The sequence below is a fragment of the Micromonospora sp. PTRAS2 genome, assembly GCF_054052245.1.
This window is the reverse complement of the sequence record NZ_JBSWBU010000001.1, coordinates 614,970-627,032: the sequence shown is the minus strand read 5'-3', so window position 1 is coordinate 627,032 and position 12,063 is coordinate 614,970. Positions and strand designations below refer to the sequence as shown.

12 protein-coding genes are annotated in these 12,063 nt (G+C 72.1%); 7 read left to right on the top strand and 5 right to left on the bottom strand.

The genetic code is table 11. The annotated features are described in order from the left end of the window. Window positions 1–61: 61 nt before the first annotated feature. The 3 genes from ACVMYR_RS02990 to ACVMYR_RS02980 are packed head-to-tail and all read right to left on the bottom strand — an operon-like array spanning window position 62 to window position 2,968. Window positions 62–883 carry an ABC transporter ATP-binding protein gene (locus tag ACVMYR_RS02990; protein WP_457121063.1) on the bottom strand — a complete coding sequence of 274 codons (822 nt, stop codon included), beginning with the start codon at window positions 881–883 and terminating at the stop codon, window positions 62–64. A gap of 43 nt (window positions 884–926) precedes the next feature. Beyond that, the gene (locus tag ACVMYR_RS02985) at window positions 927–1,949 is read right to left on the bottom strand and encodes a FecCD family ABC transporter permease (protein ID WP_457121062.1); all 1,023 of its coding nucleotides are present in this window, start codon (window positions 1,947–1,949) and stop codon (window positions 927–929) included. Beyond that, window positions 1,946–2,968: a FecCD family ABC transporter permease gene (locus tag ACVMYR_RS02980; RefSeq protein ID WP_457121061.1), complete on the bottom strand. Its 1,023-nt coding sequence runs from the start codon at window positions 2,966–2,968 to the stop codon at window positions 1,946–1,948. The genes ACVMYR_RS02985 and ACVMYR_RS02980 overlap by 4 nt, the downstream gene beginning before the upstream one ends. Before the next feature lie 102 nt (window positions 2,969–3,070). Between ACVMYR_RS02980 and ACVMYR_RS02975 the strand changes: the two genes are divergently transcribed. Both ACVMYR_RS02975 and ACVMYR_RS02970 read left to right on the top strand, forming a co-directional pair. Further along, entirely contained in the window at window positions 3,071–4,117 is a 1,047-nt protein-coding gene (locus ACVMYR_RS02975) for an ABC transporter substrate-binding protein (protein WP_396788656.1), read from the top strand. Further along, window positions 4,114–5,025 (top strand): siderophore-interacting protein, encoded by a 912-nt coding sequence (locus tag ACVMYR_RS02970; RefSeq protein WP_457121060.1) that lies wholly within the window; start codon window positions 4,114–4,116, stop codon window positions 5,023–5,025. The genes ACVMYR_RS02975 and ACVMYR_RS02970 overlap by 4 nt, the downstream gene beginning before the upstream one ends. Here ACVMYR_RS02970 and ACVMYR_RS02965 read toward each other — a convergent pair. Further along, window positions 4,967–6,004, bottom strand: coding sequence for a LacI family DNA-binding transcriptional regulator (locus tag ACVMYR_RS02965; protein WP_457121059.1), 1,038 nt, complete (start codon window positions 6,002–6,004; stop codon window positions 4,967–4,969). The genes ACVMYR_RS02970 and ACVMYR_RS02965 overlap by 59 nt on opposite strands. Before the next feature lie 74 nt (window positions 6,005–6,078). Here ACVMYR_RS02965 and ACVMYR_RS02960 point away from each other — a divergent pair, with 74 nt between their 5' ends. From ACVMYR_RS02960 to ACVMYR_RS02950, 3 genes are read left to right on the top strand one after another with little or no spacing between them, the layout of a single operon-like run. Next, complete coding sequence (locus ACVMYR_RS02960) at window positions 6,079–7,110, top strand: P1 family peptidase (RefSeq protein WP_457121058.1); 1,032 nt, start codon at window positions 6,079–6,081, stop codon at window positions 7,108–7,110. Window positions 7,111–7,137: 27 nt separating this feature from the next. Next, a complete protein-coding gene (locus ACVMYR_RS02955; protein ID WP_077935575.1) occupies window positions 7,138–7,443 on the top strand; it encodes a hypothetical protein in 306 nt (101 codons plus the stop codon). A 45-nt stretch (window positions 7,444–7,488) separates the two neighbouring features. Further along, entirely contained in the window at window positions 7,489–8,571 is a 1,083-nt protein-coding gene (locus tag ACVMYR_RS02950) for an NAD-dependent epimerase/dehydratase family protein (RefSeq protein ID WP_457121057.1), read from the top strand. Window positions 8,572–8,596: 25 nt separating this feature from the next. Here ACVMYR_RS02950 and ACVMYR_RS02945 read toward each other — a convergent pair whose 3' ends face one another. Then, window positions 8,597–9,343 carry a ZIP family metal transporter gene (locus ACVMYR_RS02945; protein WP_043961283.1) on the bottom strand — a complete coding sequence of 249 codons (747 nt, stop codon included), beginning with the start codon at window positions 9,341–9,343 and terminating at the stop codon, window positions 8,597–8,599. Window positions 9,344–10,147: 804 nt separating this feature from the next. On the opposite strand from ACVMYR_RS02945, the gene ACVMYR_RS02940 reads away from it, so the two are divergent. After that, window positions 10,148–10,840, top strand: a complete 693-nt coding sequence (locus ACVMYR_RS02940; RefSeq protein WP_457121056.1) for a hypothetical protein — start codon at window positions 10,148–10,150, stop codon at window positions 10,838–10,840. 27 nt (window positions 10,841–10,867) lie between these two features. Then, window positions 10,868–11,971, top strand: coding sequence for a helix-turn-helix domain-containing protein (locus ACVMYR_RS02935; protein ID WP_457121055.1), 1,104 nt, complete (start codon window positions 10,868–10,870; stop codon window positions 11,969–11,971). Window positions 11,972–12,063 lie beyond the last annotated feature (92 nt).

The window sequence follows — 12,063 nt, the reverse complement described above, 5'->3', positions numbered from 1 at the left end:
CCCGGCGACGTCCAGGCCGGGGAGCACGCCGGCGGCAGCGGCTGCCGTACCGGTCGCCTGTTCACCCACCCGCCGGTGCGGAACCGGTCGGGTGGGGTCGGGAGGGCTCGGGGAACACCGCAGGCGTGCCGGTCACCGGATCGGGCACGATCCGGCAGCGCAGCCCGAACACGTCGGCGACGAGGTCCGGGGTGAGCACCGTCGACGGGTGACCGGTCTCGGCGACGTGGCCGTCGCGCAGCACCACCAGGTCGGTGGCGTAGCGGGCCGCCTGGTTGAGGTCGTGCAGGACGGCGACCACGGTCCGGCCGCCGACGTGCAGGTCGGCGAGCAGGTCGAGGACCTCGTACTGGTGGGCGATGTCGAGGTAGGTGGTCGGTTCGTCGAGCAGCAGGATCGGGGTGTCCTGCGCCAGCAGCATGGCCAGCCAGGCGCGTTGCCGCTGACCACCGGAGAGTTCCGCGAGCACCCGGTCGCCGAACCCGGCGGTCCCGGTGACGTCCAGGGCCGCGCTGACCGCCCGTTCGTCCTGCGCCGTCCACCGGCTCAGCGGCGATCGGTGTGGGTGTCGTCCGCGCAGCACCAGGTCGGTGACGGTCATCCCGGCCGGTGCCTCGATGCCCTGGGGGAGCAGCCCGACGGTGCGGGCGTACTGCCGCCGGCTGTAGCCGCGGACGTCGCGGCCGAGGACGGCGACGCGGCCCTCGGTCGGCCGCAACACGCGGGCGACGGTGCGCAACAGGGTGGACTTGCCGCATCCGTTCGGTCCGATGAAGACGGTGAAGCTTCCCGCGGTGACCCGCAGGGAGACGTCGCGGCAGACGGTTCGGCGGTCGTAGCCGACGGTGACCGAGTCCAGCTCGATCGCGGGCGGGGCGGTCATGGTTGCCTCCGGGGCGGCGGGTGCGGTGCGGGACGGGGGCGGCTCACCTGGGCCTCCCCCGCCAGGTCCAGGCCAGGACGAGAGCGAGGTAGCCGCCGCCGAGGACGCCGGTGACCGCGCCGACGGGCAGTTGTTGCCCGGGGACGAGTCGTTGGGTCAGCTGGTCGGCGGCGAGCAGCAGGGCGGCGCCGAGCGCCGCGCTCGTGGTCACCAGGGGGGCGGCGACCCGGGTGAGCCGGCGGGCCAGGTGGGGGGCGGCCAGTGCGACGAAGCCGACCGGTCCGGCACCGGCGACACCGACGGCGGTGAGCGCGACCGCCAGGGCCGTCGCGGTGAGGCGTTGCCGGCGTACGGGTACGCCGAGGCTCCGTGCCTTGTCCCCACCGTTCTCGATGAGCCGCAGCCCCCGGGCCGCCAGCACGGAGAGCGGCAGCAGCGCGCCGAGCGCGCCGAGCAGCAGCGGCAGGTGGTGACCGCTGCCGTTGAGGCTGCCGACGAGCCAGACGGCGGCGTTCTGCGCGTCGGTCACCTCGGCGCGGGTCAGCAGGTAGGCGTTGACGGAGGTGAGCAGGGCGGACAGGCCGATTCCGACGAGGATGAGGCGCTGCCCGGTCCCGCCGAGCAGCAGCGCCGCCGCGGCGACGACGGCACCGCCGAGCACCGCGCCCACCGCCGGGGTGAGCCGGGTGTCGTGCAGGACCAGCAGGACGACGAGCGCGCCGGTGGCCGCGCCGACGGTGAAGCCGACGATGTCGGGGCTGCCGAGGGGGTTTCGGCTGGCGCTCTGGAAGAGGGCGCCGGCCGCGCCGAGGGCCGCCCCGACGGCGAGCGCGGTGCCGATCCGGGGCAGCCGCAGCTCGAACAGGACGAACCGCAGGCCGGGGTCGCCGCCCCCGGTCAGCGCCGGCCACAGGTCGTGCAGCGGGGTGGCGTACCGGCCGCTGGCCAGGGCGGCGACGGCCAGGCCGGCGCTGAGCGCGAGCACGACGACGCAGGCGAGGGTGGCGCGGCGGGTCTGCCGACGGAGCGTGCGTCGGCCCGGACCGCTGGTGGGGGCGGTGGTCATGGTCGGGGGATCCTCCGGGCGCGGACCAGGGCGATGAACACGGGGGCGCCGATGGCGCCCATGACGATCGCGACCTCGATCTCTCCGGGGCGGGCCAGGAGCCGGCCGAGCACGTCGGCGGTGATCAGCAGGATCGGGCCGAGCAGACCGCTGTAGGCGACGATCCACCCGAGCCGGGGGCCGCAGATCGCGCGGGCGGCATGGGGGACGGCGAGTCCGAGGAAGCCGATGGGGCCGGCCACGGCGGTCGCGCCGCCGCAGAGCAGGGTGGTGGCGACCAACGCGAGCAGCCGGGTGCGGCCGGGGTTGACGCCGAGGGCGGTGCCGCCGTCGTCGCCGAAGCGCAGCACGTCCAGCGGCCGGATCACGGCCACGGTGACGACCAGGCCGACGACCAGCGCGGGTGCGGCCGTGAGCAGGGCGGACAGCGGCTGGTCGGCGAGGCTGCCGACGGCCCAGAAGCGGTACCGGTCGAACGCGGTCTGGTCCAGCAGGGTGACTCCGGCGACGGCGCCCGTCAGGCAGGCGCCGACGGCCGCGCCGGCCAGGACCAGCCGGCCGTCCTCGGCCGTACCCGGGCCCCGGGTGCCGCCGATGACGGTGACCAGGCCGGCGGCGACGCCCGCGCCGAGCAGGGCGAGCAGGAGGTGACCGCGCTGGCCGGCCACCCCGGCGAGGATGCCGGCCACCACGGCGGCGGCGGCACCGGCGTTGACGCCCAGCAGCCCGGGGTCGGCGAGGGGGTTGCGGGTCAGCGCCTGCATGAGGACGCCGGCCAGCGCCAGGGCCGCTCCGACGCAGATCGCGATCGCCGTACGGGGTAGCCGGACCTCCCAGACGATCAGGCTCGCCTCGCTGTCGCCGTGGGCGACGAGTTCCCGCAGCACGGTGCCGGGCGTCAGGGGCAGGGCGCCGACGACGAGGCTGGCCGCGATCGATGCCAGCAGGGCGAGGGCGCAGGCGAGCAGCCCGGCGGCGAGCAGGCGGGGGCGGCGTAAGCCGGTGGGGGTGGCCGACACTGTGACTCACTTCATGGTGGAACGTTCCATCGCTGGCTAAGGTAAACCTACCCTAAGCCCCATGGGAATCTCGTTTCGCCGCCCCTCAGAGGATCGAATGCCATGTCACACACCCGCCCACGCCGGCTGAGCACACTCCTGACCGCCGCACTGATCCTCGTTACGCTCGTGGCCGGCGGTTGCGCCGCAGGCGAGGCGGGCCCGGCCGACACGGCGTCCGGATCGTCCAGCGCCGCGTTCCCCACCACGCTCACCCACGCCTTCGGCACGACCACCATCGCCGCCAAGCCCGAGCGGATCGTGGTGGTGGGCCTCAAGGAGCAGGACTACTTCCTCGCCCTCGGCGAGGTGCCCGTCGCGATCCGCGACTGGTACGGCAACATGCCCAACGCGACCTGGCCGTGGGCCCGGGAGCGGCTCGGCGAGGCCAGGCCGGAGGTGCTGGCCCGCGCCGAACTCGACTACGAACAGATCGCCGCGCTGCGCCCCGACGTCATCGTCGGGCTCTCCTCCGGCATGTCCCGCCAGGAATACGACCTGCTCGCGAAGATCGCCCCCACCGTCGCCCAGCCGGCGGGGGACGGCAGCTGGGCGGTGACGTGGCAGCAGATGACCCGGGCCGCCGGGCAGATCACCGGCCGCAGCGCCGAGGCCGAGACGCTCGTCGCCGACCTGGAGAAGCGGATCGCCTCCGTCGCCGGGGCGCAGCCCCGCCTCAAGGGCGCCCGCACCGTGTTCGCCTCCACGTACGAAGGCCAGTACTACCTGTTCAGCCCCGAGACCACCGCCTCGAAGGTCCTGCTCGACCTCGGCCTGACCATGTCACCCGAGGTCACCACGCTCACCGACAACGCCAACCAGTCCGCCACCATCAGCCGCGAACGGTTCGACCTGACGGACGTGGACGTCGCCGTCTGGTCCGAGGCGGCCACCGACCCCGGCGTGGCCACCCTGCTCGGCGACCCGCTCTACACCCGGCTCGACGTGCACACCCAACGCCGCGAGGTCTTCCTCGGCACCGAGGCCAACGGCGCGCTGGCGTTCTCCTCCGTGCTGAGCCTGCCGTACGTGCTCGACAGGATCGTCCCCGCGCTCGCCGCCGCCGCCGACGGCGACCCCGCCACCGACTCGGAGTACAGCGCGAAATGACCGACACGCTCACCCGGCCCGGCTTCTGGACCGCCACCGTGCACGAGACCCGGCGACTGACCCCGCACCTGCAGCGGGTCGTCCTCGGCGGCCCCGACCTGGCCCGCTTCCCCGCCCTGGGCGTGCCGGACGAGTCGGTGACGCTCTACTTCCCCCGCCCCGGCGAGCCGGCCCCGCCGCCGATGACCCTGCGCGGCGAGGTGTGGGGCTACCACGACGAGCCGCACCCGCCCACCGGCCGCAACTACTCCATCCGGGCCGTCGACCCGGTCGCGGCGCGGCTGACCGTCGACTTCGCCCTGCACGACCACGGCCCCGCCACGTCCTGGGCACGCCGGGCCGAAACCGGCGCCGGTCTCCTGCTGTGGCGCTGCCGCGCCTGGTTCCGCCCACCGACGGACACCCGGTGGCTCGTGCTGGCAACCGACCTGGCCGGGCTGCCGGCCGCCACCCGCATCGTCGCGGAACGGACGCCCGGCGTCCCGGTGCTGGTGCTGGTGGACCTGCCGGACATGGCCGACGCCCGGGACCTGTTCAGCGCCGCCGCTGACGATCCCGCGGTGCAGATCGACGTACGGGTCGGGGTGGGCAACGGCCACGGCCCGGGTAGCCTCGTCGACCGGCTGCGGGAGACGAACCTTCCCGACGGCCCCGGCTACGTCTGGGTCGCGGGGGAGGCCGGCGAGTGCCGCCAGGCCCGGTCCGTGCTGCGTACCGTGCACCGCCTGCCCCGCGATCGCGCCGTCTGCGTGGGCTACTGGCGCACCGACGCGGCCGACTGGGAACACCGCTACGCCCGCTTCCGTCCCCTCCTCGACCAGGTCTACCAGGACGCCCTCGCGGCCGGGCTCAACCCGGTGGAGGCCGGTGACCGGATGGAGGAGGCACTGGAACGGATGACCCGGTGACCGGCTCCGACCCCCGGGTGGAGTCCCGCCACCACAGGTGGACCGGGTGCTCGTAGACCCCACCCGGGCCGCCACCGATCAGTTCGTCGAGCAGGTCGGCGCAGCGGCGTCCGGCGTCCAACGGCGACAGGTCGAGCGCGGTGATCGGCGGTTGTCCCAGCCGCAGGGCGCTCGACTCGGTGGCGCTCGCCAGCAGGACGTCCCGCCCGACCTGGCGGCCGAGCCGGTGCAGCACCTGCACGGCCAGCGGAGCGGTGTCCACCGAGGCGCACACCAGGGCGTCCACCCCCGGCTGGGCGAGCACCTGTGCGACCGCCCGGGACACCTCCGCCGGCGAGGGCACCCACGGGTGCTGCGCCACCACGGTGGCGACGCCGTGCCGGGCGCACCAGTCGCGGTATCCCGCCGCGAGCTGGGCCGCCCAGTCGCCGGTCTCCGGCGGCACCACCAGGGCGGGACGCCGGGCGCCGGCGGCGGTCATCCGGTCCAGCAGCCCGGTGAGCGCCCGGTGGTGGTCCGCCCAGAGCACCACCTCCGGGCGCATGCCGTCCGGGGGCCGTTCGAAGCACACGACCGGCATGCCGCCCTGCATCAGGACCGCCACGAACTCGTCGTCCTGGTGCGGGTCGGCCACGATCACCCCGTCGAGCGCCCGCGGCGACCGGTGCTCGGAGGCGGTCAGGATGGTGACGTCCCGGTCGCGGGCGGCGGCGCGCTCCATGATGCCGAAGACGAACCGCATGTAGAACTCCGAAGTGGACGGCACGCCGGGAACGTAGACCCCGATGATGCCGGTGCGGCCACCCCGCAACTGCCGGGCCGCGCGGTTGGGGACGTAACCCAGCTCCGCCATCGCCGCGCGGACCCGCTCCCGGGTCGCCTCGGAGACCCGGCCGGAACGCGACAGCACATTGGAAACCGTGGACTTGCCGACTCCCGCCCGGCGCGCGACGTCGTGCAGCGTGACCGGACGGGGCATCAGCCCAGTCTAGGGAACCGGGCACCGGCCGGGACACGGCACCACCACACCCCCCACGGAAGACGGTGACCCTCATGTCCGAGCACCATCCCGCCCCGCCGCGTACGACGTCGCCCGTCGGCAACGACCACCGGCAGCGACCCGCCGTGCTCGGCGCGGCCGGCGACGGTTGGGTCGAGTTCGACCTGCCCGGCGTCGGGATCGGCACCGCCGAGTATCCCGACGGGCCGACCGGCGTCACCGTGCTCAGCATCCCCGGCGGCGCGCGTACGGCCGTGGACAAGCGGGGCGGGGCCGTCGGGGTCAGCGGCGGGTTCCCGTACCACCATGCGTTGTGCTTCGCCGGCGGGTCCAGCTTCGGTCTCGCCGCGGCCTCCGGCGTCTACGACGAACTGCTCCGCCGCGCCGGCTACGCGACCGACTTCGGCAGCCTGCCGGTGGTGTCCGGGGCCGTCGTCTACGACTTCACCCCCCGGGACAACGCCGTCTATCCGGATGCCCAGCTCGGCGCCGACGGACTGCGCGCGGTACGCACCGACGGGGTGGCCGTGGGCAGGGTCGGCGCCGGGGTCGGCGCGACCGTCGGCAAGGTCGACAACGCCCGCGCCGAGTGGGGCGGGCAGGGTGCCGCCTTCGCCCGCATCGGCGCGGCCCGGCTGCTGGTGCTGACGGTGGTGAACGCGATGGGCGTGATCGTCGACCGGGACGGCGGCATCGTGCGGGGCAACCTCGACCCGGCGACCGGCCGGCGTCGCCACCCGGCCGAGGACTACGCCGAGCTGCTCGCGGCAGCCACGCCGGACCCCGCGCCGGCCGGCGGCAACACCACCCTGACCGCCGTGGTCACCAACGTCCGGATGACCGACACCGAGCTCGCCCAGTTCGCCACCCAGGTGCACAGCTCCATGCACCGGGCGATCCAGCCCTTCCACACCATCGCCGACGGCGACACCCTGTTCGCCCTGACGACCGACGAGGTGACGGTGCCCTCCCCGTCGCTCCGGCTGGGCACGGTCGCCGCCGAACTGGCCTGGGACGCCGTCCTCGCCAGCGTCGAAACCCCGCGGCGGGCACCCGTCGCAACGGCCGGGGTCGCGGCGGGATAGTTCGCGACGGGTGGGGAACCTGGGGACATGCGGATCAGCAGCGCCCCGGCGGTGGCGGCGTCGAGCGAGGAGACCGGCCCCGACGGGGTGCGCCGGCCCGGCGGCGAGGTGCACGCCTGGCTGCCCGGGCAGAACCAGACCCTGTGCGGGCTGCCCCTGAGTCGGACCAGGCTGCGCCGCTTCCCGCACGTCCGCTTCGACTACTCCTCGACCGACGTGCTCACCGAGGCCGACACCGTGGGTCACGTCTGCCCGCGCTGCCTGGCCGCCACCGGCGGCAGCCGGGACCGCCGGCAGCGGCAGAGCTGGGTACGCACCTCCCCCCGCCCCTGACATCCCGCGTGATTCGGCCCCCGCCCAGCGGGTACGGGGCCAGGCATGCGGATCGTGGTGGTGGGGGCGAGCGGGAACGCCGGAACGGCGCTGCTGCGGCGGCTGCGCCGGGAACGGGGCCTGGACCTGGTCGGGGTGGCCCGCCGCCCACCCGGCCCGGACGCCGGTGAGCCGTACGACGGGCTGACGTGGCACCCCTGCGACGTCGGGGCGCCGGGTGCCGCCGCCCGGCTGGCGGAGGTCTTCGCCGGGGCGGACGCGGTGGTCCACCTGGCCTGGCAGATCCAGCCCAGCCACGACCAGCGGGTGCTGCGCCGCACCAATGTCGACGGCAGCCGGGCCGTGGTCGACGCGGTGCTCCGCGCGCGGGTGCCCGCCCTGGTGTACGCGTCGTCCGTCGGCGCGTACGCGCCCGGCCCGAAGGACCACCCGGTCAGCGAGCGGTGGCCGGCGACCGGGGTGCCCGGGTCGTCGTACAGTCGGGACAAGGCCGACGTGGAGGCGCTGCTCGACGGGGTCGAGCGGCAGCACCCGGGGCTGCGGGTGGTGCGGATGCGCCCCGGGCTGATCTTCCAGCGGGACGCCGGCACCGAGATCACCCGTTACTTCCTCGGGCCGCTGGCCCCGGTGCGGCTGCTGCGGTACGGCCGCCTCCCGCTGGTGCCCACGCATCGCCGCCTGCGGATGCAGGCCGTGCACGCCGACGACGTGGCCGACGCGTACGCCCGGGCGGTGCTGGGCGACGCGCGGGGCGCGTTCAACCTGGCGGCCGACCCGGTGCTCACCCCGGAGCTGGTGGCCCGGCACTTCCACGGCTGGACGGTGCCGGTGGCGGCTCCGCTGCTGCGCGGCGCGGCGGCGCTGACCTGGCGGGCCCGGCTGCAACCCGTGGACGCCGGCTGGGTGGAGCTGGCGCTGAACGCCCCGCTGATGTCCAGCGAGCGGGCCGAGGCCGAGCTGGGCTGGCGGCCGGGGACGGACGCGCTGGCCGCCCTGCGGGACCTCTTCGCCGGGATGGCGCACGGCGGGCACACCGCCAGCCCGCCGATGTCCGCCGCCCCGGACCGGCCGGGCCGCCCGGCGGCCCTGCTGCGCGCCCGCCCGCCGGGCCAGACCAACCCCTACTGACTCCGCCCGCGCGCCGGGGACATCCTCAGGCGTGGGAGAGCGCGAAGGCGGTCAGGAAGCCGGCGACCGTGATCAGGCCGACCAGCAGGTGCGCGTCCTCGAACGCCTCGGGGACCATGGTGTCGGTGATCATCGCGAGGATCGCGCCGGCCGCCAGGGCGGTGATCGAGGCCAGCACCTCCGGCGGCGCACCGCCCAGCAGCGTGTAGCCGGCGAGCGCCGCGAGGCCGCTGACCAGCGCGATCCCGGCCCACAGGGCGAAGACGTACCGGCTGCTCCGGCCCGCCCGGCGCATCCCGGCCGCGCTGGACAGGCCCTCCGGCACGTTGCTGAGGAAGACCGCGACGACCGTGACCAGGCTGACCGGGCCGCCGGTGAGCAGGCTCGCGCCGATCACCACCGACTCGGGGATCCCGTCGAGCAGCGCGCCCACCGCGATCGCCGACCCGGAACCGGGCGCCTCCTGCTCCGACGGCTGCGCCCCGGAGCGCTTGCGGTGCCGCGCGCCCCGCCGGGCCAGCAGGACGTTCGCCCCCGTGTACGCGAGCGCGCCGCCGGCCGCCCCGACCGCGGTGGGCAACAGCCCGCCCTGCTCGTGCGCCTCGGCGATCAGCTCGAAGGAGACGGCGGAGAGCAGCACCCCGGCCCCGAAGGCCATGATCGACGCGATGACCCGGCGCGGGACGGGCACGAACCAGCCCAGCGCCGCCCCGAGCAGCAGCGCCGACCCGGCCAGCAGCCCCCAGCCACCCGCTTGCGACCACTCCGGCACCCGCAGGACGCTACCCGCGCCCCGGGATCGCGAAACAGGGTCAGAAGTCCGCGTACAGCTCTACTCGTTTGCCGCCCACCAGCTCAGAGCCTCGATGGAGGTTCTGAGCTGGTCCTATGTCTGGGCGTCGATGGTCGTTCATGGTCAACATTGGCCGGCGTTTGACGCCCTGAGAACGCCCTCACGCCCTGGAGACGCCCTGAGCGTTGGCTTAGTTGACCCTGCCTCGGTCCTGGCGGTCGTGCCGTCGTAGCTGGCCTTCCGGGTGGCGTTCTGGGCTCCGGTGTGGGGCCGGCGGTGACGGGAAGGGTCGGGGACGTCCTGGCGGTGGAGCTGGTGCCGCGACCCCGTGACCCGGTGGCAAGCCAGTCCCGGGGTTGGACTGGCGCGGCAGCCGGAAGCCCCGACCACGCGATCAGACCAGCCCCGCTGGCTTCCGTCACGGCGTTGCCGGGCTGGCTCCTGCCGTGGTTGGGGGCGGTGTCCCGGCGGCTGTCGGTGGCTCACCGCCCCGGCGCCGTAGGCGGCCGGGGCGGCTTGCCGCCGGCCGGGCTTGCCGCCCCGCACCGCGCGGAGCGCGGTGCCTTGATCACAAAGAGAGGGATTCGGCAGCCGCAAACGTGCTCTGAGCAGGCATGCTCCTTGGCAAACCCCATGTACACCCCGCGCAAGGATCAAGTCGGGCCGACTTGCGCCTGGTCGAACGAGCGTTCTAGGATCTTGCAATCCGACACGCCCGCCGCATGGGTTCCAAAAATTCAACCTCCTTGGCGGTAGGATTTTTGGAACCTGAGGGAGGGACGCATGGAAGATCACGAGTTGGTTGACGACGAGGTCTGGCACGAGGGCGAGGCGGCGGATGCCCGACTTGCCGACCTTGGGCTCACGCGCCAAGACATCGACCGGGCGTTGTACGGGGCGAGCGCAGATGCTCTTCTCTGCACTGACCTTGACGCCGCGGGCGCCAAGGGGTTCATCTTCTGGAGCAGGGCTAATCGGTATCTACGCGAAGAGGTCCTACCCCGCGGCTGGTCATGGACTAATCGCGACGCGGTGCTACGCGCAATCCATCCCGACGGCTCTTTTGCGATCACGGCGCTTAGTGGTTCGGGGCAGGTTGGCGTGGCACGAGGCCGTGGGGTGCAAACAAAGAACCCTAAAGGCAGCTCCATTGCTCAATTGGTTCGCTTCAACCGATCAGTCCTCGGCGGCCCTCGCAACGCCGAACCCATCCCGTTATGGGATGATGCCGGTGATGCGTTCGAGCCTGGGATGATCCCCACGTGGATATTGCTGTATAAGTGGACCGTTCTCGGGATCGTTTCCGAGCTTTCCTTGCCAACGGATATGCTTGGAAAGACTGTGAACCGCTGGAAGGAGCACATCCTCCTCGGTCCGGTCACTCCGCCCGGCGGCAGCGGCATCGAGGTTGACCTCGACATGCCCGACGGGCCGGACGACGACGTCGATGTGTTCGTCGAAAGAATCGCTAGCTGAATTCTAGCCACGCAGGAGGGTTTGCCAGTGTTGACGCCGTCGCGACTTGTGGTTGCTCGAAGAAGGCGTCGCATGACACTGGCAAACCTTGCTGCCGTATCAGGCGTATCAGCGCGAAGCATTACGGCGTTCGAGAACGGCCACAAGCAGCCTAGCCCCGATACCCTTGGATCACTTTCGGAAGCCCTAGACTTCCCCGTTGACTTCTTCTCTCAGCCCGCTATTGACGAGATTCCACTTCCCGCTGTCAGTTTTCGCGCACTTTCGAAAATGACGGCGCTTGACCGAGATGCAGCGTTAGCGGCCGGTCAGATTTCGATGATAATCAACGCTTGGATCGAAGCTAACTTTAGGCTTCCTGAGATGCGGGTGCCAAGCCTTGCTGGTGTAGATCCCGAACACGCGGCCAACAGAGTCCGCGGGCTGTGGGGCCTCGGCGAACAGCCAATAGCTAACATGGTTCACCTTCTTGAGGCGAACGGCGTGCGAGTCTTCTCGCTTGCATCCGACTGCATCAGTGTAGACGCTTTTTCTCTTTTCTGCAGAGGTACACCTTTCGTCTTCCTGAACACTACGAAATCCGGCGAACGTGGTCGCTTTGATGCTGCGCACGAGCTGGGACACCTGTTGCTTCACGGTGGTGACAGGACCGCTTATGGCCCCGATGCTGAGGATGAGGCGAACAGGTTTGCTTCCGCCCTTCTCATGCCCCGTTCGAGCATCCTTTCTCAACTTCCCCTCGGCGCTACGCCAGATCAGATTTTGGTCGCCAAAAGGCGATGGAAGGTTTCAGCCTTCGCCCTTGCGTACCGTCTACATGAACTAGGCTTATTGAGTGACTGGAAGTACAAGGTCGCAGCCCAAAGGTTGTCGCAACTGGGGTACCGAAAGAATGAGACCGGTGGAATTTCGCGCGAGACGTCGCAACTCCTCGCTAAAGTATTCGCCGCGCTGCGCCAGGAGAACCTGCAAAACAATAAAGGGCGTGTCTCACTAGCCGATGAAGTCTATCTGCACACCACGGAACTGAATAGGCATGTATTTGGCCTAGTCCCGATCGCGCTTGAGGGAGGAGGGCAGGCAACTCCAGCGAGGCCCGTTCTTCAACTTGTTGGCGGACGCCGCAGATGAACCTTTCGAGAATCTGTGACGGTTTCCAGGTCCCAAGGAGCGACCAAGTGGCAGTGCGGCGAATTCGCTCAGCACCAGCCCGCTAGGGGTGA

Excerpts from the sequence above, each read along its gene's own strand:
- ACVMYR_RS02990 (WP_457121063.1), bottom strand. The coding sequence starts at position 883 with ATGACCGCCCCGCCCGCGATCGAGCTGGACTCGGTCACCGTCGGCTAC.
- ACVMYR_RS02985 (WP_457121062.1), bottom strand. The coding sequence starts at position 1,949 with ATGACCACCGCCCCCACCAGCGGTCCGGGCCGACGCACGCTCCGTCGG.
- ACVMYR_RS02975 (WP_396788656.1), top strand. The coding sequence starts at position 3,071 with ATGTCACACACCCGCCCACGCCGGCTGAGCACACTCCTGACCGCCGCA.
- ACVMYR_RS02970 (WP_457121060.1), top strand. The coding sequence starts at position 4,114 with ATGACCGACACGCTCACCCGGCCCGGCTTCTGGACCGCCACCGTGCAC.
- ACVMYR_RS02965 (WP_457121059.1), bottom strand. The coding sequence starts at position 6,004 with ATGCCCCGTCCGGTCACGCTGCACGACGTCGCGCGCCGGGCGGGAGTC.
- ACVMYR_RS02960 (WP_457121058.1), top strand. The coding sequence starts at position 6,079 with ATGTCCGAGCACCATCCCGCCCCGCCGCGTACGACGTCGCCCGTCGGC.
- ACVMYR_RS02955 (WP_077935575.1), top strand. The coding sequence starts at position 7,138 with ATGCGGATCAGCAGCGCCCCGGCGGTGGCGGCGTCGAGCGAGGAGACC.
- ACVMYR_RS02950 (WP_457121057.1), top strand. The coding sequence starts at position 7,489 with ATGCGGATCGTGGTGGTGGGGGCGAGCGGGAACGCCGGAACGGCGCTG.
- ACVMYR_RS02940 (WP_457121056.1), top strand. The coding sequence starts at position 10,148 with ATGGAAGATCACGAGTTGGTTGACGACGAGGTCTGGCACGAGGGCGAG.